This window comes from Peribacillus sp. NPDC058002 (assembly GCF_042886655.1).
Lineage (GTDB): Bacteria > Bacillota > Bacilli > Bacillales > DSM-1321 > Peribacillus > Peribacillus aracenensis.
Genome location: NZ_JBHVQU010000002.1, coordinates 89,248 through 109,036 on the forward strand (window position 1 = coordinate 89,248; position 19,789 = coordinate 109,036).

At 41.6% G+C, this 19,789-nt stretch carries 17 protein-coding genes; 8 read left to right on the top strand and 9 right to left on the bottom strand.

Going from position 1 to position 19,789, the window contains the following annotated elements; all coding sequences use genetic code 11:
• Positions 1-24: 24 nt before the first annotated feature.
• From ACFVSH_RS01075 to ACFVSH_RS01085, 3 genes are all read left to right on the top strand, one after another.
• Positions 25-519 carry a PH domain-containing protein gene (locus ACFVSH_RS01075; RefSeq protein WP_387704396.1) on the top strand — a complete coding sequence of 165 codons (495 nt, stop codon included), beginning with the start codon at positions 25-27 and terminating at the stop codon, positions 517-519.
• Entirely contained in the window at positions 519-1,982 is a 1,464-nt protein-coding gene (locus ACFVSH_RS01080; RefSeq protein WP_387601873.1) for a PH domain-containing protein, read from the top strand. The genes ACFVSH_RS01075 and ACFVSH_RS01080 overlap by 1 nt, the downstream gene beginning before the upstream one ends.
• A 204-nt stretch (positions 1,983-2,186) precedes the next feature.
• Complete coding sequence (locus ACFVSH_RS01085; protein WP_387704398.1) at positions 2,187-4,181, top strand: methyl-accepting chemotaxis protein; 1,995 nt, start codon at positions 2,187-2,189, stop codon at positions 4,179-4,181.
• A 51-nt stretch (positions 4,182-4,232) separates the two neighbouring features.
• Here the strand turns inward: ACFVSH_RS01085 and ACFVSH_RS01090 are convergent, their stop codons facing one another.
• Positions 4,233-4,739 (bottom strand): general stress protein, encoded by a 507-nt coding sequence (locus ACFVSH_RS01090; protein WP_192207736.1) that lies wholly within the window; start codon positions 4,737-4,739, stop codon positions 4,233-4,235.
• A 162-nt stretch (positions 4,740-4,901) separates the two neighbouring features.
• Between ACFVSH_RS01090 and ACFVSH_RS01095 the strand changes: the two genes are divergently transcribed.
• The 5 genes from ACFVSH_RS01095 (at position 4,902) to ACFVSH_RS01115 (ending at position 11,075) form a co-directional block, all read left to right on the top strand.
• Positions 4,902-5,966 (top strand): M20 family metallopeptidase, encoded by a 1,065-nt coding sequence (locus tag ACFVSH_RS01095; protein WP_387601866.1) that lies wholly within the window; start codon positions 4,902-4,904, stop codon positions 5,964-5,966.
• Positions 5,967-6,364: 398 nt separating this feature from the next.
• Entirely contained in the window at positions 6,365-6,919 is a 555-nt protein-coding gene (locus ACFVSH_RS01100; protein ID WP_260286542.1) for a LysM peptidoglycan-binding and 3D domain-containing protein, read from the top strand.
• Positions 6,920-7,077: 158 nt separating this feature from the next.
• On the top strand, positions 7,078-7,989 hold the full coding sequence (locus ACFVSH_RS01105) for a ketopantoate reductase family protein (protein ID WP_387704400.1): 912 nt from the start codon (positions 7,078-7,080) through the stop codon (positions 7,987-7,989).
• A gap of 188 nt (positions 7,990-8,177) precedes the next feature.
• Positions 8,178-9,446, top strand: a complete 1,269-nt coding sequence (locus ACFVSH_RS01110; protein WP_387601860.1) for a dicarboxylate/amino acid:cation symporter — start codon at positions 8,178-8,180, stop codon at positions 9,444-9,446.
• Between the two features lie 210 nt (positions 9,447-9,656).
• Positions 9,657-11,075, top strand: coding sequence for an NAD-dependent succinate-semialdehyde dehydrogenase (locus ACFVSH_RS01115; protein WP_387601857.1), 1,419 nt, complete (start codon positions 9,657-9,659; stop codon positions 11,073-11,075).
• A gap of 68 nt (positions 11,076-11,143) precedes the next feature.
• On the opposite strand, the gene ACFVSH_RS01120 is transcribed toward ACFVSH_RS01115, so the two are convergent.
• The 8 genes from ACFVSH_RS01120 to ACFVSH_RS01155 all read right to left on the bottom strand — a co-directional run bounded on the left by ACFVSH_RS01120 (position 11,144) and on the right by ACFVSH_RS01155 (position 19,627).
• Complete coding sequence (locus tag ACFVSH_RS01120; protein WP_387601854.1) at positions 11,144-12,250, bottom strand: AI-2E family transporter; 1,107 nt, start codon at positions 12,248-12,250, stop codon at positions 11,144-11,146.
• Between the two features lie 317 nt (positions 12,251-12,567).
• Positions 12,568-14,094 (bottom strand): succinyl-CoA:acetate CoA-transferase ScpC, encoded by a 1,527-nt coding sequence (scpC, locus tag ACFVSH_RS01125; RefSeq protein WP_260286537.1) that lies wholly within the window; start codon positions 14,092-14,094, stop codon positions 12,568-12,570.
• Positions 14,095-14,225: 131 nt separating this feature from the next.
• Complete coding sequence (locus ACFVSH_RS01130; RefSeq protein ID WP_260286535.1) at positions 14,226-14,876, bottom strand: LytTR family DNA-binding domain-containing protein; 651 nt, start codon at positions 14,874-14,876, stop codon at positions 14,226-14,228.
• 340 nt (positions 14,877-15,216) lie between these two features.
• On the bottom strand, positions 15,217-15,399 hold the full coding sequence (locus ACFVSH_RS01135; protein WP_260286534.1) for a hypothetical protein: 183 nt from the start codon (positions 15,397-15,399) through the stop codon (positions 15,217-15,219).
• Positions 15,400-15,459: 60 nt separating this feature from the next.
• On the bottom strand, positions 15,460-15,822 hold the full coding sequence (locus ACFVSH_RS01140) for a P-II family nitrogen regulator (protein WP_063235326.1): 363 nt from the start codon (positions 15,820-15,822) through the stop codon (positions 15,460-15,462).
• 13 nt (positions 15,823-15,835) lie between these two features.
• Positions 15,836-17,050, bottom strand: coding sequence for an ammonium transporter (locus ACFVSH_RS01145; protein ID WP_387601850.1), 1,215 nt, complete (start codon positions 17,048-17,050; stop codon positions 15,836-15,838).
• A 305-nt stretch (positions 17,051-17,355) separates the two neighbouring features.
• The gene (locus ACFVSH_RS01150; protein WP_076370801.1) at positions 17,356-17,559 is read right to left on the bottom strand and encodes a YbdD/YjiX family protein; all 204 of its coding nucleotides are present in this window, start codon (positions 17,557-17,559) and stop codon (positions 17,356-17,358) included.
• 13 nt (positions 17,560-17,572) lie between these two features.
• The gene (locus ACFVSH_RS01155; RefSeq protein ID WP_387704402.1) at positions 17,573-19,627 is read right to left on the bottom strand and encodes a carbon starvation CstA family protein; all 2,055 of its coding nucleotides are present in this window, start codon (positions 19,625-19,627) and stop codon (positions 17,573-17,575) included.
• Between the last annotated feature and the right edge of the window lie 162 nt (positions 19,628-19,789).

Below are 19,789 nucleotides of genomic sequence, written 5' to 3' on the forward strand. Positions count from 1 at the left end.
AAAGACATAGTAAGGAGTGAATATATGTATTCAAAGATACAGCCACCAACTAAGAAAATTTCCAAAGAATCAGTGAAGGTTTGGCGGATGACTGGAGCCATTACCAATCTCATTATCCTCACTGTCCTTGGCATCCTATTATTTATTGATGATTATTTCACTTGGAAAGAATGGATTGGATGGATTTTAAACGGACTTATCACATTATCTTTTATTCATGCAATCTGGTCCATCTTCATTGAACCGATCTTGTTGCAAAAGTATTGGCGTTACGACGTGAACGAAGAATTCATTCAAACAAAACGTGGAGCCTGGAGTGAAACGCATGAACTCATTCCGATGACGAAGGTCCAATCCGTCAAATTGAACCAAGGACCGTTTTTGCGAAAATATAACCTTTACTCCCTGAGCATTGGAACAATGGGGGACTCTCATGACATACCTGCCATCCCAGAGAAAGAGGCTTATGAATTACGAGATAAAATTGCCCATTTCGCAAAAATTAAGGAAGTGGATTAATGATGGAAGAACATGCAAAACGATTACACCCTTTCAAAATCCCCTTCGAGTTTTGGAAATTGCTGAAAGGAAATGCGTTTTTCATCATCATGCTTTATGTCCTGAACTTCGGTTCTGAAAAGATGTATATGAAGGTACTTCAAATCGGTTTTCTTGTTTATTTGATTTGGAAAGTCATTTTCATCATCCTAAAATGGTATACGTATACATACCAAATCAAAGAAGGAACCATATATATTACTTCAGGCCTTATCTCGAAGTCGTATCGAACGATCCCTCTTCATAAGGTACAGAATGTTCAGCAACGCACGACGTTATTTCATAAAATTTTCAGTTTAACCTCTATAACATTCGAAACGGGGATGACTGGTGATCAGGGTACCGTACCTTTTGAGGTGATTTCCCGAAAAGAGGCCGAACGGCTGGAGGGGGAATATGCTTCAAAACAGGAAATTACGGTTATCGAAGTGGAAATTCCCGAAGAGCGTATAGCAGAATCAATCAATGGGAAAACGATCCATTTCACACCAACCAAACAGGATGTGCTGAAAGCTTCCTTTACATCACTCAGCTTCCTGGCTCTTATCCCGATATTGGCTACGTTATATAATACACTCGATGATTTTATCAATTTGGAGAATGCCGAAGGGTTTCTTGCCAAGTTATTGGATACGTGGTGGATCATAACAATCGTTCTTGCAGGCCTCATATGTGTCGCCGTTGCCTTCGGAATCGTTTCCACTTTCGTCAAATATGGAAAATATGAAATTTCATCCGATCACGAGCGTATATATATAAAGAAAGGTGTATTGGATGAATCCGCTTTTTCCATTCAGAAAGAAAAAGTACAAGCTGTAGAAATCACCCAATCCATCATTAAAAGATTGCTAGGCCTGGCAGAAGTGAAACTGGTCAGTGCAGGAAATACGGGCGATGAAGAGCTGGAAACGAATACACTCTATCCTTTTTTATCAATTGAACGGGCATATGGGATGGTAGAAGAGATTTTACCCGCTTACAAAGTGGAACAGTCAATGAAGCCCCTATCGGGACAGGCCTTCAAGATTCGAATGCTAAGGCCCAGCTTTTTCTGGATTCTCACAACATTGGCGATTTATTTTTTTAAACCCTCCCTATGGTATATCTCGCTGATTTTACTCGTCCTCATTTATTCATTGAGAATAATGGATTACAAAAATAGCCGTTACTTGTTAAATGATGAGTTCATTCAGTTAAAATCCGGAAGTTTGGAAACATCACTATTCATTACCAAAAGAAGCAAGGTCATTCAAATTGAGGTGGAACGTACAAAGTTGCAAAAGCTTTTCGGTCTTGCCACAATTGAAACGATCAACCGCTCCAAGCCGGTACACCATACAAAGCTCCAAGATGTATCCGTTGAATATGCAGACGAGTTTTACACATGGTATATGGGCAGGACAAAAAATATCCAAGTCGAATAGCAATGAATGAAAGAGTTGACCATGGCAGTCAGCTCTTTTTTAATCTACTTTATCCCCCTCTCCCACCTAGAATAAATGTAAGCCCTTCCAAGTCAAAATTAATATTGGGAATTTTCTAACTTGAAACTTCAAAAAAATCAAAGCAGACCGAAATATCTTATAGAACCTAAATCAATTTGAAGAATATAAGGAGAATTGTCCAAAATGAAAAGACTGACAGACTGGTATTTTAATTCGCTAAAAAAACAAATTTTGATTCCTTTTTTAGCTTTGATCATGATAAGCGGAATGGCCATCTCTTACATGAGCTATAAAAATAGTATCGAGTTGACGACCCAGGAACTTACCGGAACGACAGAAGAACAAGTCAAGTCAATGAACGATTCTTTCGAAATCTTCTTTCAAAAAACGGAAAATCAATTGGATAGGATCGGTAAGTACCCTATCATGAGTACTTATGATAAGAACCCCGAATCGATAATGGATGAATTTTCCCATACACAGTCGAGCAGTTCTGAAATAATTGGTTTATACCTTGGCACAGAGAAAGACGGAAAAACATTGATATTCCCAAAAGCTGAATTGCCGGCTGACTTTGATCCAAGACAAAGGGATTGGTATCAATCGGCTTTGAAACAAAAAAACAAGACCATTTGGACGGAACCTTATACGGATCAAGCGACAAATGCACTTGTCATTACGGCAGCAAAAGCCATATATGATGATCGTGATGAATTAATAGGCGTGCTCGGTGTCGACATCTCGATCGATACATTGATCACGATGGTCAATCAAACGAAATTCGGTGAAACGGGCTATGCGGTTTTGCTGGATAAGAAAGGGTCATTCGTTGCACATCCAGACAAGGAAAAAATCCAACAGGATATATCAAAGGAAAATATGTTCAGAAAAATGAAAAGTGCATCCGGTTCAATGATCGAGGAATACGAAGGGCAAAGCCGGATCATCGGATACGCCACCAATCCGACAACTGGATGGAGAATAACAGGGGTAATGGATGAAAATGAAGTGAAAGTCCGTGCAAGCCCGATGGTAATCGATAATATCATCACACTGCTGATCGTCTTTACTGTCACTGCACTATCTGCCATCTTCATCACCCGTTCGCTAACGAATCCCATTAAAAAGCTGCAGGAATCCATACGGAAAATGGCTGAAGGCGATTTCACAACCAATAATTTCATTTCCAGGAAAGACGAGATTGGGCAACTTGCAGAAGACACCAGCTTAATGACCAGGAATATGAGCCATATGTTAGGCGTTGTCAACAACCTTTCCGATAAAGTATCGGAATCCTCCATGACGCTAGTGGCTAGTGCAGATGAAAATTCAGCGGCAGCTAACGAGGTGGCCATGACGATGGAACAAATAGCGGCCGGTGCCATAGACCAAATTGAAGTCGGGCAGAATAACGAAATGGCTGTAAAGCTATTGGCTGATAAAATCCATGGTCTTGAAACGCAAGCGAGCAAAATGGCCACGGAATCCGAAAATATGTTCAAGGCTTCCGAAAACGGAATCACTCAAGTGCAAGGCCTCAAACAGCAATTCAATGAAACATCCCTGATTTCCAGTAAGATGAGTACGGCAGTCAAATCATTGGATGCACGCTCCAATGATATTAGTGCGATCGTAAAGACCATAAGCGGGATTGCAGGACAAACGAATTTACTCGCCCTGAATGCCGCCATCGAAGCAGCCAGGGCCGGTGAGCACGGAAAGGGATTTGCAGTTGTAGCCGATGAAGTGAAGAAATTGGCCCAACAGACGGAAAACTCACTGAAAGAAATCTCTGAAATCATTCAAGCCATGCAAACCGATACAACCAATACCGTTCATTTGATTGATCAAGTCAATCAAAAAATCCATCTTCAGGATACTTCTGTATCGGATACGGAAAATGCCTTCAGTCACATTGCATCGATTATCGCGAATACATTCAGCAATTTCGACGAAATAAAAAAGATGATGAACGATATGGTAAACGAGGTCACACGAATGGCGAGCAATGCAGAAAGCTTAAATTCGATCAGTCAGGAAACTGCAGCAGGAACTGAAGAAGTATCAGCTTCCGTAGAACAAACGAATGCTTCCATGGAACAATTAAATGCCCTGGCTAGTGATTTGGATGCCTTATCCCAGGAAATGCACAAAGAAATAAAGAAATTCACATTCTAATCAAAAAAAAGGACGAATCCTAAGGGATCCGTCCTTTTTTACCTTACTTATTTATAGAGTTCTTCTACTGTTCGTAAGCGTTTCATCGGTTTCAGTTATTCCTGAGTAAGAAGAACTGGATTTTCTCGCATTCGAATCGACTAACACAAGCAGCTTGCCACTCTTTACATCCGCTTCATATCGATTAGCTTCGTCTTCAGGTATGCCCATTCCGATTAATGTACCGGCCAATCCTCCGGTACCAGCACCTACTGCCGCTCCGGCTAATGTTGCAGCAAGCGGTCCAGCTGCCAGTACCGGCCCGATTCCCGGAATCGCCAATGCACCCACACCAGCCAATAATCCGGCAGTACCGCCCAAAATACCTCCGGTCGCCGCACCAGCTGCGAGCCCCTCCTCAACCTTTGTACCCGTTTCTTCATTCACTGTATTTAATTCTTCTTTATCTTTAGCTACCACCGAAATATCTTCACGATCATACCCTTGGGCCTGTAATGACTCAACAGCCTTTATGGCTTCTTCTCCAGTTTCATATACACCAATTATACGTTTATCCATATCTATCATCCTCCTTAAAGAATGTAAATTGTCGCTCCCCCTTTACATACCCCAGGGGATGAAAAGGCTAAACGTTATTTAACAGGAAATTATTTTGAGTTAACCCTTACTTAGAAAGGGTATATATAATAATAATATGCAAATTTTTAGGGGGGTATCATTTTGCTCATCGAGTTACTTAAAGATTTAGTATCTATTGACAGTTCAACGAAAGAAGGAGCTAACCAAGCAGTTGATTACTGTGCGGACTGGCTTAAAAAACAAGGTATTACTGTGAATGTGATCGTAAATAACGGTTATAAAATGTTTGTTAGCGAGATTGGCAGCGGAGATAAAACGGTAATTTGGAATGGCCATGTCGATGTTGTCAGCGGAACGCCGGATCAATTTTTCCCTGAGGTTCATGAAGGAAACTTATATGGGCGAGGGACAGCCGATATGAAAGCGGGAGTTGCAGGGATGATGTGTGCATTTACCGAACTGAAAGATAAGGACTTAGGTTTGAAAATCCAGCTACAAATCGTATCGGATGAAGAGATTGGCGGATTGAACTGTTCCGGATATTTAGCGAAACATGGTTATAGAGGTGACTTTGTAATCTGTGCTGAACCTACGCAATTGGGAATCGGACTCCAGGCAAAGGGTGCCCTTCGTCTCGATATTGAAGTATCCGGCAAATCTGCACACGGAAGCCGTCCATGGGAAGGCGTGAATGCAATTGAAAAGGCCTATGATCTCTATCAAAAAATAAAGGAACTTCCTTTTACCAGGGATCACACCCCCCTTTACTCTTCCCCTTCACTTAACTTAGCAAAAATTAAAGGCGGGGATGTTTATAATAAGGTACCGGATGCCTGTTTGCTAAGCCTTGATATACGTTACCTTCCTACGCAAACAATGGAAGATATCATTGCTCAGATCGAAAGTGTGACAGGAAATAATGTCCACCTTAATATGTACAGTAAACCTGTAAAAACCGAAGAGTCAGACCCATTCATCGCTATGCTCCGCCCGATTATCGAAAGCAACACCAAGCAGGATGCTGTCATTTTTGGGCAGCACGGATCCGCAGATACCGTGTTTTTTGCGGCTTATGATATCCCAGCCATTGAATTCGGTCCGAAAGGTGAGAACTGGCATGGAGATAGGGAATGCGTCAACCTTGAATCAGTGGCAGTCTATCAAAAAATGCTAGTCGATTTCGCTTCTGAATTTGTTTTAAATTAATCCAAAGCATGAAAAAAGCCGGCATCACATAGATGCGGGCTTTTTTCATGCTTCGAATATCCTTTCCTACTAAAATAAACCCCACTCAATTGTTCAATATTTCATTGTTTTTTTTACAAAATATACAGGACTTTAAAACCAGGGAACAGATCCCCATATTTCACCTCATTAAACAGGATATTCCATAAAACCAACGTTATTTACCAAAGATACGCTTATACTGACATAATAAATAATATATTTACATTCAATAGATAAGTCCTTTTGTCCTAGTTTATATTACATTTATTTATCAAAGGAAACCTTTTTGTAACACAATTACTATTCCAGCGAAACATTGTTGTCATAAAGACCTGTTATTCTAAGTCTACGATTTAAAACAAAGGAGACTATTCATTTTGAAAAAAATACTACTTCCACTATTCACTGCTTTCTTTTTGGTATTTAGTTTTTCCGGAGTTTCATCGGCTGCTACTACTACATACAAAGTTAAAAGCGGCGACACACTATGGGGTATCGCCAATAAACATAATATAACAGTCAATCAACTCAAAAGTTGGAACAACCTGAAAAAAGATAACATCCATCCAAAACAAGTTTTAAAGGTCAAGAAAACATCGACATCTGCTAAACCTAAAGCTAAAACATCATCATCCAAGAAATATAAAACGATCACCGTGAATGCAACAGCTTACACTGCGAACTGCAAAGGTTGCAGCGGTATTACAGCATCTGGTCTTAACTTAAAGAAAAACCCTAACGCAAAAGCCATCTCAGTTGACCCTAAGGTCATTCCACTAGGAACAAAAGTTCATGTAGAAGGATACGGGGATGCCATTGCAGCAGATAAAGGCGGCGCAATCAAAGGGAATAAAATTGACGTCTTCTACTCTTCTCACTCAAAAGCTATCAATTGGGGCAGAAAAACCGTTAAAGTAAAAATCTATAAATAATGATAAGCGCCAGCCTGAAACCTAATTCAGGCTGGTTTTTTGTTTTCCCCATTCTTACAAACACCTAAACAACCAGTTTCCCTTCAAACGGGAATATTTACTGAAATTTCAGTAAATGTTATGATTAGTACATCTTAATCAAAAGAGAGGTGTGCACATTGAATATTGTCATTATAGGGGCCGGGGCACTCGGCTCCTACTTTGGAGGCAGGCTGCAGCAGGCTGGGCAGCATGTTCAATATCTTGTCCGAAAAAACCGCGCCAAACAATTGAAAGAAAACGGCATCAGCATAACCAGCCCTCATGGAAACTACCAATTTAACGATCTTCATATCACAGAGGACGTAAATGATATTGTAAAGGTCGACCTTGTGATTCTCGCCGTAAAAGGCCAGCATCTGCAAGGCACCCTTCCAGATTTAAAGGTCCTTGTTGAAAAGGGCGCAAAGGTCCTCCCGCTTTTGAACGGATTGGAACATGTATCCATTTTGCAGGACGAACTGGGCGATGAAGCTGTCTTGGGAGGAAGTGCCTTCATCATCGCCACTCTTGATGAAAAAGGTCATGTCATTCACTCCAACGATAATCACGATTTGATCTATGGCCCGCTTCATCCGTCACAAGAAAAGATTTGCGATGAATTCGAGCAGGCAGCCGGATCAGCTATCATGAAGACTGGCAGAACGGAAAACATATTGATCAGGATGTGGATCAAATACATGTTCATCACCGCTTTCTCCGGTGTGACAACCGCCTCCAACCTCCCTATCGGCACGATACGGAGATTCCCTGAAACCAATGGATTGCTGGAAAAGGTCCTTGTTGAGATGAAGGAGCTCGCGAATGCCTATGGCGTCGGAATTACTATGGAGAATATTGCACAGGCGTTGGAAAACATGGCAGGCTTACCTGATGAATCCACCTCTTCCATGCACCAGGACCGCCGGAAGGGCCTAACCCTAGAAGTGGAACATTTACAGGGCGGTGCACTGCGCCTTGCCGACAAGGCCGGATTGAAACTTCCTGTGATCGGAACCCTTTACTCACTCATAAAACCATTCGAAAATTGATTTTTCCTAATACCGGCACCCCACCGGTATTTTTTTATTGCAGTTTATCAATCTATCATGAACCCTAATCCCATGACCAAAAAGAACAAAAAGAAAACAATATCACCAAAAGAATATTCTGATTCTTCCTTCTGTTACACTATAACCAAGTTAAGAAAGCGTTATCATATAACAAAGGAGAATGCACCTTGAAAATATTAAAAAATCTAACAGTTCAGGTCATCATCGGTATCATTCTGGGTATAACAGTCGGTTTCTTCTTCCCTGCTTTCGGTGAACAGCTGAAGATATTAGCTGATTTATTTATTAAAATGATTAAAATGGTCATTGCACCAATCATCTTCTTAACTGTCGTAATCGGAATTGGCGGTATGGGTGATATGAAAAAGGTTGGCCGCATCGGCGGAAAGGCACTGCTCTATTTTGAAATCGTTACCACTTTCGCGCTTGCCATCGGAATCATCGTAGTCAATCTGCTGGGACCTGGTAAAGGCTTTAACATCGATTCAGTCGAGGGCGGAGATGTATCACAATATACAACAGCCGCTTCCGAAACGGAACATGGCGCCCTTGCTTTCATTTCTAATATCATTCCTGATAATGCCGTTGCCGCACTTGCTGGCGGAGACTTACTCCCTATTCTATTCTTTGCCGTATTATTCGGATTATCAATGGCGGCAATGGGACCGAGAGTGCAGCCAGTCGTTTCTTTCTTTCAGCATATTGCCGATATTTTCTTCGGCATCGTCGGCATGATCATGAAAGTATCTCCATTGGCGGCTTTTGGAGCAATGGCTTATACAATCGGTAAGTTTGGCCTTGGTTCTCTAAGCTCTTTAGGACAATTAATGGGTAGTGTATATATCACAATGGCACTATTCATCATTATTATCCTTGGCTCGATTGCAAAAATCTACGGCTTTAATATTTTCAAGTTCATAGCCTATTTAAAAGAAGAAATCCTCTTAGTTTTAGGAACATCTTCGTCGGAATCCGCTCTACCAAGCGTGATGAAAAAACTCGAAAAATACGGTTGCTCAAAATCGGTAGTCGGTTTAGTTGTCCCAACGGGTTATTCTTTCAACCTTGATGGCACATCCATCTACTTATCCATGGCAGCGATTTTCATCGCCCAAGCCTATGGTGTCGATTTAAGCATCTGGCAGGAATTGACCCTTCTAGGAATCTTGATGTTAACATCCAAAGGAGCTGCCGGTGTAACGGGATCCGGTTTCATTACACTTGCTGCAACATTAGCTGCCTTCCCAATGATTCCAGTTGAAGGAATGGCATTACTGCTGGGAGTTGACCGCTTCATGTCTGAAGCACGCGCCATCACTAATCTAATCGGTAACAGTGTTGCTACAGTGGTCATTTCTAAATCGGAAGGTGAATTCAATTCTAATCAAGCCATCTCAGGTGATCTGGGTGAAGTGGCCGTCTCATCGGAAAAATAAGCGAATCTTGAATGAAGAGGTGTGCAACTTGCACCTCTTTTTTTTATGTCTTGCTCCCTTTCTATCAATGAATAGCCGATTTTCTATAAATAGCCAATCAAATAAATTTCAGAATCACTGAAAAGTGTTTATACTTTTATGTAAAGGTAAAAGTATATAGTTAAAAGTTTTAGTAGTTTGATGGATTTAACCAAATTAGGAGGTTTTATCATGAAGGATTACGGATTATTTATTAACGGTGAGTGGTCGGATTTTGGATTGGATAAAATTGAAGTGAGAAACCCGGCAACGGATGAAGTAGTTGCCACCGTTCCTAAAGGCGGTGCAACTGAAGCGGCGAAGGCTGCAGATGCCGCATGTGAAGCTTTTACGGGCTGGGCTGCACTCTCGGTCTACGAACGTGCTGAACTTATTTGGAAATGGCATCGATTGATAGATGATAATAAAGAAGAACTAGCCAAAATCATGACTGAAGAGCAAGGCAAGCCCCTTAAAGAGGCTCTTGGTGAAATGACATATGCAAATGGCTTTTTATCTTGGTTTGCCGAAGAAGGAAAACGGGTGTATGGCGAAACGATTCCTGCTTCCGTATCCAATAAGCGGCTTTTCGTGACAAAACAACCTGTCGGAGTTGTAGCTGTCATTACGCCTTGGAACTTTCCTGCAGCCATGATTACAAGAAAAGTTGCACCGGCGCTTGCAGTCGGCTGCACAGTCGTCATTAAACCGGCAAACCTGACTCCCATAACAGCTCTAAAAATGGCTGAATTGGCTGAAGAAGCTGGGATTCCAAAAGGAGTCATCAATGTCGTGACAGGAAAATCATCAGAAATCGGCGAAACTTGGCTTCAAGATACAAGGGTTCGTAAATTGACGTTCACCGGTTCTACAGAAGTCGGTAAAACCCTTATGAGAGGCTCAGCTGAAACGGTAAAGAAAATCTCGCTTGAACTTGGGGGTCACGCACCCGCAATCGTACTTGAGGATGCCGACCTTAATAAAGCGGTTGATGGCATCATCAGTTCGAAATTCCGTAATGCAGGACAAACATGCGTCTGTTCAAATCGCATTTATGTCCACGAAGCCATTCAAGAAGCCTTCATCAAAAAGCTCGTTGCCAAGGTCAAAGAACTAAAGGTAGGAAATGGACTGGAGGATGGCGTCGATATCGGTCCGCTTATCGATCAAAATGCAGTTGATAAGGTTCAAAAACAAATTGATGAAGCAATCAGCAGCGGTGCTAAGCTCGAAGCTGGCGGTAAATCAATAAGCGGCCTTTTTATTGAACCAACCGTACTATCCAACATTGATGACAGCATGCTCTGCATGAATGAAGAAACATTTGGTCCTTTAGCTCCTATCGCCTCCTTTAAGACTGATGAAGAGGCAATCAAAAGGGCAAATGACTCCATCTTCGGTTTGGCAGCTTACGTCTTCACTGAAAATATCACCAAGGGCATCAAATTCACCGAGGCACTTGAATTCGGTATTGTTGGCTTGAACGATGGACTTCCTTCCGTTCCGCAAGCTCCATTTGGCGGATTCAAACAAAGCGGGCTCGGCCGCGAAGGTGGACATCAAGGCATCGAAGAATTCCTGGAAGTAAAATATATTTCCTTAGGTTTGTAACCCATTTAGGCACTTTTGCTCCTTCACTAAGAAAACGGGCCCGACTTAATTGAGTCGGGCCCGTTTTTTCATTCCAATATATCTTCTTCAAGCTTTTCCTCTTTTCGGATCCTGATGAATTTTACGATATTCAATACAATCGTTTTAACAACGGAATAAGTCGGAACGGCCAAAATCATACCGATGATACCGGCAATGTTTCCGGCGACGAGCAAAAGGATGATGATGGTTAGCGGATGAGTGTTCAATTTCTTCCCGATGACTAACGGCGAAATGACATTACCATCCAGTTGCTGAATGACCGTTACAACAAGTATGACCAATAACGCTTCGGTCGGTGAATGAATCAACGCCACAATGACCGCAGGAGCCGCTCCGATAAACGGACCTACATATGGAATGATATTGGTTACCGCACCTATCAGCGCAAATAAGAACGCGTAAGGTAAACCAATGATTAAATATCCAATGAACGTTCCAATTCCGACAAACATGCAAACCAGCATCTGTCCTTGAATATAAGTGGCAAGCGTCCCTCCCGTTTCCTTAAGTACCGTTAAAGCTGGTTTTCTATAGCTAACCGGTACGAATTTCATAATGGCGGCCGGAAGCTTATCGCCATCTTTCAGCATATAAAATAGGATGAAAGGAACCGTCACGACCACTAACGTAATATTCGTCACTACACTGAAAACCGAAGACAAACTATTAGTTATATTACTCGGTAAATTCGTCAAATATTTTTGAAGCGAATCTCCTACTTCTTGCAAAGGAACATAATCTTGTTCCACCGTCCACAAAAACCATTTTGACTGAGCTGAGTCTTCAATGAACTTTCTTACTTGATTGAAATAATCCGGGAGGTTATTGACTAAATCCGTAACCTGTTTGGACAGTGACGGGCCGACCAGACCGACCAGCAAACTAATCAATCCCAGGAAAAATACATATAGCAATAATATCGATAATCCCCTAGGCACCCTTCTTTTAACCAGGAAATCAACAGTGGGGTTGAACAAAAAGTAGAGAAAACCTGAAATCAAGATTGGAAAGAACAATGTAGATGTAAAGATGACTATCGGTTCAAAAAGAAAAGAAATCTTAGTACCAACATAAAAAAGTAAAGACAATAGTAATAACTCTAACGTCCAAAAATGTAATTTTGTCTTGAACAAATTATCTCCTCCACAATAACCATTCTATTTAACTCCCTATTTCTTAGGTAAAATCTTCTTAAATTCGAAAATTAGTTTGTATGATAATCTCTCATTGTTAGCAGTTTACCATATTTCCATAACTTGAATGAATAATTATATACAAAAATAAAAGAAAAAGCCTAAAGATACAGTTCCCTATCCTTTTGATGGTTAAGCTTCATTTTAAAATATTCTATTTCCAGTGGTGCCGAAAGGTTCATGTGTTTATTATCACAAATAAGGGATACGGACCCAAATAAAAAAACCCCGCTGTATTGGCGGGGTGGTTTTATGTTTTATTTTTGATCTTGTAGTACTGCTTCAAGCATCGTACCATTTTTAGCTAGGTTTGTATGCCATGAAAATGCTTTTTCAAGAATGTGCGGAGTTTGATGCCCGCCAGTTTGCGCAACAGCTTCAGTGAAGTATGCACGAAGCTGTGGACGGTAGTCAGGATGCGCACAATTTTCTATGATTAACTCTACGCGCTCTTTTGGTGCCAAACCACGTAAATCAGCGATTCCTTGCTCTGTCACTAATACATCCACATCATGTTCAGTATGATCCACATGTGAAACGAAAGGAACGATACTAGAAATTTTGCCGCCTTTCGCATATGATTTCGTTACGAAAATGCCTAGGCGTGAGTTACGGGCAAAATCTCCCGATCCACCGATTCCATTCATCATTCTTGTCCCAGAAACATGTGTCGAATTCACGTTACCATAGATATCACACTCTAACGCTGTATTGATTGAAATCAAGCCAAGGCGACGGATGATTTCAGGATGGTTAGATATTTCTTGTGGACGAAGAACTAGTTTATCACGGTATTTTTCAAGCTCACCGTAAACTTGTTTACCTTTTTCTTCAGCTAATGTAATCGAACACCCTGAAGCGAATTTAACTTTTCCAGCATCGATCAAATCAAATACCGCATCTTGCAGCACTTCTGAATATACTTCCAAATCTTTAAATTCAGAATCAAGGAAGCCAGCGAATACTGCATTTGCAACTGAACCTACTCCCGACTGAAGCGGAGCAAGGCTTTCAGTTAAACGGCCAGCCTTGATTTCTTCACGAAGGAAGTTAATAAGGTGGTTGGCGATTGTTGCAGTTTCTTCATCCGGCGGCACGATTGTAGAAGGTGCATCAAGATCTGTGGAAACGACGATTCCCATTACTTTTTCAGGATCAACGGCAATACCGATCGATCCAAGGCGATCACTTGCTTTAGTCATAGGAATCGGTTCGCGTTCTCCTTGATTTGCTGGTGTATATATATCATGCATCCCTTCCAATCCTTCTGGATGGGATACGTTCAATTCAATGATTACATGTTTAGCTTCTTGTACGAATATGGCTGAATTTCCTACAGAAGTTGTCGGGATGATTAATCCATCTTCCGTAATCGCCAATGCTTCGATGATTGCAAAATCTATAGGCCCGACAATGCCTTGACGAACTTGTTCAGCTGTATGAGATAAATGCTGATCTACATAAGTGACTTCATCAGCATTGATTTTATTGCGAATACCTTTATCCGCTTGGAACGGCAAACGTTTGTTTATGATACCTGCTTCTGCCATATGTTGGTCGACTTCCGGCCCTAATGAGGCACCTGTAAATACGTCAACTTTGAATTTTTCAGTTTTAGCTCTTTCAACTAGAGCCATCGGAATAACTTTAGCATCTCCAGCACGAGTAAAACCACTCATACCGAGTTTCATCCCATCTTTAATCCATGAAGCTGCCTCTTCCGCTGTAACTACTTTCCCCTTAAACTGTTCGTTGCGAATTTTTTTGAAAACGCTTTCGTTCATACAAAAGACCCCCATTTTTCGCTTTTCTTACACTTAATTTTATCAATCCTGTGTAATCATCACATTCGATTTCGAATGAAAAGCCTTAAATAGAGCATAAACCAGCATTTTTTTGACATAAAGGAGAATCACTAAAATCCCAAAGCCCTTCTAAATTGACTTGCATATGTTTGACTGACCTGGATTTTGGAATTGTCTTTCATTATCAGTAAAAATGTAGAATGAAAATCAGGAAGGATCTCTTGTATATAGTTGATATTGACGATGTACGAACGATGCACACGAATGAATAAATCACTAGGTAAAATGAATTCCAATTCACTTAAGTTCATTTTATGAAATCCACTCACACGTTCGGACTGAATCTTAGTTTTCCTATTTTGAGCTTCCAAATACATAATTTCATCATATGGAAGCGGTATCCAGCGGTCATCTGTTTTAATGGTCAAGAATGATGTCGGTAAAATTAATGGCTTTGACGGCAAAATGGCCGTTACCGCCCCTAAAGGATTGTCCTCGTCCATGATAGGAACACTCAGCCCATAGTATGGTACGCCAAATACATTACTTTCCACTTGCACCCCTATTTTTTTACGAACACTCAACGCTTTATATGTCGCCGTTTTTTCACTGATTAAATCACCCGGTTTTATTCTTAAGTCAACTTGTTTGCTCGGTTGATAATAAATGTATTTTTCAGAATCAGCCACAGAAATTGAAGCATCCTTCGGTACAAACTCCCTGATGATATTCAAAACGGATTCGACCGTAAATTGATCCATTTCCTTTCACCTCTTAAAAGAACATATTAATAATTTCCCTATTTATTAAACAGGGCATTCATGAAATAATTCATCGTTTTCTGGAAAACTTACATTTTTTTGAATTTGGTTTTCGTAAAATAAAGAAAAATGGAAGTAACTAAGCGAATAACGTCAAAAAAAGCAAAAAAATCGTATTTAAATTTATATCCTTATTCATTATAGTTGGAAAGCTCCCCGATTTCCATGGGGGATTCTAGAAAAAAGTTTCCTTTTACCTAACATTCAAATTCCAAAGCCGGGGTTGGGCAACAAACGCAAAAAGAAGCCGCTCTCCCCATCTTGGATAACGGCTGAAAGGTTATTTTTTTAAACGAGGATTTTGAAACGAGGATTTTATTCGAAGGGATAATATCTCTTCTAAGTTTTTCAATGGCAATTCTAATAAAAAGGATCGGTCATCAGGTTGATATACACCCTCTGAAATGAGCGTATTAACAATCTTCTGTTTTTTCGCATTAACAATTCGGACCAGTCTCCCCATTTTCAGCCCCCTTTCCTTAATCGACTGTATCCGGCATATTCGGCCAAATTAATCACAGCATCAGATGTCATTCTTTAACGCATCATGACCTTCTTTTCCGGTCCGGATATTCACGACATTCGCCAATTCATAAATGAAGATTTTACCGTCACCAGGCTTACCGGTACTCAAGAACTTCCTTGCTACATCCACAACATCCTGAACTGGCACCTCACACACTACAATTTCGATTTTCATTCTGTCATGCAATGACATTTCACGATTTCTGCCTCTATATGTTTCCACATAACTCTTCTGAAGACCCGTTCCTTTTACTTCCGAAACCGTCATTCCACTCACCCCAATTTTTGCAAGTTCCGCTTTGAATTGTTCAAACTTGATAGGGCGTGTAATTATTTCTATTTTCGTTAAAACCTCGGACATATGAGCCCCCCCTTTAAATTGATTCGTGATAAGCCTTTTCTCCATGAAGTGTAAGATCAAGCCCCATTGACTCATCTTCTTCACTGACACGCAACGGCACGAAAAGGTTAATGACTTTCGCAACGATATAAGTGACCACGGCAACGAAAATATATGTCGCGACGATCGCTACAAGCTGCTTCCACAACAAGTTGAAGTCGCCATAGAATAAACCATTTGCCCCGCTTTCGTTTACGGAAGTGGTCGCGAACAAACCTGTCGCGATGCCCCCCCATGTCCCACCGATCCCATGTAATCCGAAAGCATCAAGCGCATCGTCGTAACCCAGTCTATTCTTCAGGAAGAATACGCCCCAGAAACATACGGCACCGCCGAGGACACCGATGATGATGGAAGAGGCAGTGGTTACGAATCCACAAGCAGGTGTAATGGCTACCAAGCCTGAAATAGCTCCGGATACCGCACCCAGCAATGTTGCCTTTTTATTAGCCATATACTCAACGATCAGCCAGCCAATGATACCAGCCGCCGCTGCAACTGCTGTATTAACGAATACATTCATCGCCACTTCATTGATTGTCAATGTGCTTCCGACGTTGAAGCCGTACCACCCGAACCAAATTAATGAACCTCCGAGGAATGTTAAAGGAAGATTATGTGGTGCACTGTCACCCGACTCTTTTCTTTTACCTAACATGATCGCCAAAACCAGACCCGCAACCCCTGAAGAAATATGGACGACGTTTCCACCTGCAAAGTCAAGTGCACCCAATTCCGCTAACCAGCCGCCTCCCCATACCCAGTGTGCAACAGGAGCGTATACGAATAAAGACCAAAGGATCGTAAAAATCAGGAATGCTGAAAACTTCATCCGCTCGGCAATGCCACCTGCAATGATTGAAACTGTTAACACGGCAAAAGTCATTTGGAATAACATGAACAAACTATGAGGAATTGTTTCGCTGTATGGCCCAGGTGCAAAGCCTACATCTTTTAAACCAGCCCAGTCCAGACCGCCCAGAAATGCATTACCAGGTGAAAATGATAATGAATACCCAATCAGCACCCAAAGAATCGAAATGACAGCCAGTGGCATGTAACTATGCATTGCCGTATTCAGGACATTTTTACTCTTTACCATCCCTCCATAAAATAGGGCAATCCCTGGTGTCATTAGCCAAACCATCATCGTCGCCAAAAACATGAATACCGAATCCGCCATTTGCATACTGTTTTTTTCCCCCTTGTTTTTATATATGTTATGTTTATTAACACTAACATGTTATATTTTTTATCATATACTCAATTTTCTAAAAATTCAACTTAATTTTTATTTACCATGAAAATATGTGAGGTTATATAACATCACTATTAAATAAGGATCAGAAAGAATGGGTTTTTTCGTTTTGAAAATCCTTTTCACCAATTTCACGAATCCATTCCCATTACATTTCCCCCTCTACTTATTTCCGTTCTAAAAAAATCCATTAAAAAAAGGGTCCTCCTATTGAGGGCCCTTCAAAAGATATTAAGTTAGCAGCAACGAGACACTTTCCCACCCTTTGCATTATAACGCTCATCCTGGGCTTCACAGAAAAATTCTTTCCTGGTTTTCACAGGATCTTCAGGATGATGCATTTTCATATGCGCCACATAAGTATCATAGCTCGGCACGCCGACCAGCAAACTGACGAATTGCTTTCTGTAGCTGAGAATTTTAATCAATCTTTTCAACATTGCCTTCCCTCCCTTATGATGTCCTTGATACATAAGGTGTTTCATGTAAATCTATTTTCTGGTTCTTCAAGACTTTTATCCATAACCTAATTGCGGAAATCAGGACCGTGATCACCACGATCATGAAGATGGCACATAGGGCAGCATCCACATAATCATTGACGATAACCCGTTTCATCTCGGTAAGGTTAGCTGCCGGAGCAAGAATTTCCCCATTATCATAGGCCGCTTTAAACTTATCCTTATGTGCCAAAAAGCCAATAGCCGGGTTTTCGTGGAACAGCTTCTGCCACCCAGCCGTCATGGTCACTATCAACAAGAATGTTGTAGGTACAAGGGTGACCCATGTGTACGCTTTTTTGCCCATTTTGAAAAGGACTGTCGTCCCAAGCAGCAACGCAATGGCGGAAAGCATTTGATTCGCAATTCCAAACAATGGCCAAAGGGTGTTGATTCCGCCAAGAGGATCAATGACCCCTTGATAAAGGAAGTACCCCCAGCCGATTACACAAATGGCAGTCGCAATAATATTGGGCAGCCATTTATTCGTTTCGGCAAAAGGTTTGTAAAAGGTCCCGATTATATCCTGTATCATAAAACGCCCTACCCTGGTTCCAGCATCAATGGTGGTCAATATGAACAATGCCTCGAACAAGATCGCGAAATGATACCAGAACGCCATCAAGGACGCTCCGCCAATCACCTGCGAAAAGATATGGGCCATGCCGATAGCAAAGGTTGGAGCTCCTCCAGTGCGGGATATAATGGTCTCTTCCCCAACATCGTCTGCAAGGCCGGTAATCATCTCAGGTGTCAAAATGAAACCCCAATCGGATATCGTAGCGGCCACTTGAGCTGGCTCCGTTCCCACAACGGCACCCGGGCTATTAATGGCAAAATAGATACCAGGAGTCAGTACACAAGCTGCTATCATCGCCATGATGGCTACAAAGGATTCAGTCAACATCGCCCCGTATCCGATTGGACGTGAATGGGATTCGCGTTCGATCATTTTAGGAGTTGTTCCTGAAGAAACGAGTGCATGGAAACCTGATACCGCCCCACAAGCGATCGTAATGAATAGGAACGGGAATAAGTTTCCGGAAAATACAGGTCCTGTTCCATCGATGAATTGAGTGACGGCAGGCATTTCAAGGCTTGGCATGACAATAAAGATTCCAAGTGCAAGTCCGATGATCGTACCGATTTTCAAGAATGTACTCAAGTAATCACGCGGTGCCAATAACATCCATACAGGCAAAACGGAGGCAACGAAGCCGTATACAATCAACATGATGGCAATCGTTTCCCCACTGAAAGTGAACATTGGCGCCAATGTTGCGCTCTCTGATACAAAGCGACCGAAATATAACGCGAGCATCAATAGTACGATTCCGATAATCGACCCTTCGCCAACCCGTCCAGGCCTTACATAGCGCATGTAAATGCCCATAAGCACAGCGATCGGTATGGTCGAGGCAATCGTGAACATCCCCCACGGACTCCCCACGAGCGCCTTTACGACAACCAGGGCAAGTACAGCTAATAAAATGATCATGATACCCAGAATACCGATCATCGCTATCAAGCCTGTAATCGGTCCAATTTCCTCCTTGATCATTTCTCCCAATGATTTGCCGTTACGGCGCATCGAACCGAAGAGAATGATGAAATCCTGTACGGCACCAGCCAATACAACACCGACTACGAGCCATAGTGTCCCAGGCAGATATCCCATCTGCGCTGCAAGGATGGGACCAACGAGAGGGCCTGCTCCGGCAATCGCTGCAAAATGGTGGCCAAACAACACCCATTTGTTTGTAGGAACATAATCTTTCCCATCATTATTCGCTTCCGATGGAGTCTGGCGATTGTCATCTAGTTCAAACACTTTCCGTGCAATGAATTTACTATAAAAGCGGTATGCAATTGAATAAACACAGAGTGCTGCAGTGACAATCCACATGGCATTGATGCTTTCGCCCCGGTTTAGCGCGACGAAACCAAAACTCACCGCACCCAACGCAGATATGATCCCCCAAAGAAAAACTGACTTAAGCGCTTTCATTTCTTTCCATCTCCTCTCTATTTTGAACTGGTGTGCAACTATAAAAAACTTCATTCATAAGGGGCTAGGGCTTTATTCCTCCTCTTACCCATTAAATTTAAAGAATTTTATATATATTCTGAATTATATGTTACCTTAAGGTTTTTTAGCAATAGCAAATTA

What these genes read in the sequence shown, in the direction of transcription:
- scpC (WP_260286537.1), bottom strand. Translation starts at nt 14,094, where the DNA reads ATGAACGAAAGCGTTTTCAAAAAAATTCGCAACGAACAGTTTAAGGGG.
- ACFVSH_RS01085 (WP_387704398.1), top strand. Translation starts at nt 2,187, where the DNA reads ATGAAAAGACTGACAGACTGGTATTTTAATTCGCTAAAAAAACAAATT.
- ACFVSH_RS01140 (WP_063235326.1), bottom strand. Translation starts at nt 15,822, where the DNA reads ATGTCCGAGGTTTTAACGAAAATAGAAATAATTACACGCCCTATCAAG.
- ACFVSH_RS01155 (WP_387704402.1), bottom strand. Translation starts at nt 19,627, where the DNA reads ATGAAAGCGCTTAAGTCAGTTTTTCTTTGGGGGATCATATCTGCGTTG.
- ACFVSH_RS01135 (WP_260286534.1), bottom strand. Translation starts at nt 15,399, where the DNA reads ATGGGGAGACTGGTCCGAATTGTTAATGCGAAAAAACAGAAGATTGTT.
- ACFVSH_RS01080 (WP_387601873.1), top strand. Translation starts at nt 519, where the DNA reads ATGATGGAAGAACATGCAAAACGATTACACCCTTTCAAAATCCCCTTC.
- ACFVSH_RS01075 (WP_387704396.1), top strand. Translation starts at nt 25, where the DNA reads ATGTATTCAAAGATACAGCCACCAACTAAGAAAATTTCCAAAGAATCA.
- ACFVSH_RS01150 (WP_076370801.1), bottom strand. Translation starts at nt 17,559, where the DNA reads ATGTTGAAAAGATTGATTAAAATTCTCAGCTACAGAAAGCAATTCGTC.
- ACFVSH_RS01115 (WP_387601857.1), top strand. Translation starts at nt 9,657, where the DNA reads ATGAAGGATTACGGATTATTTATTAACGGTGAGTGGTCGGATTTTGGA.
- ACFVSH_RS01130 (WP_260286535.1), bottom strand. Translation starts at nt 14,876, where the DNA reads ATGGATCAATTTACGGTCGAATCCGTTTTGAATATCATCAGGGAGTTT.
- ACFVSH_RS01090 (WP_192207736.1), bottom strand. Translation starts at nt 4,739, where the DNA reads ATGGATAAACGTATAATTGGTGTATATGAAACTGGAGAAGAAGCCATA.
- ACFVSH_RS01145 (WP_387601850.1), bottom strand. Translation starts at nt 17,050, where the DNA reads ATGCAAATGGCGGATTCGGTATTCATGTTTTTGGCGACGATGATGGTT.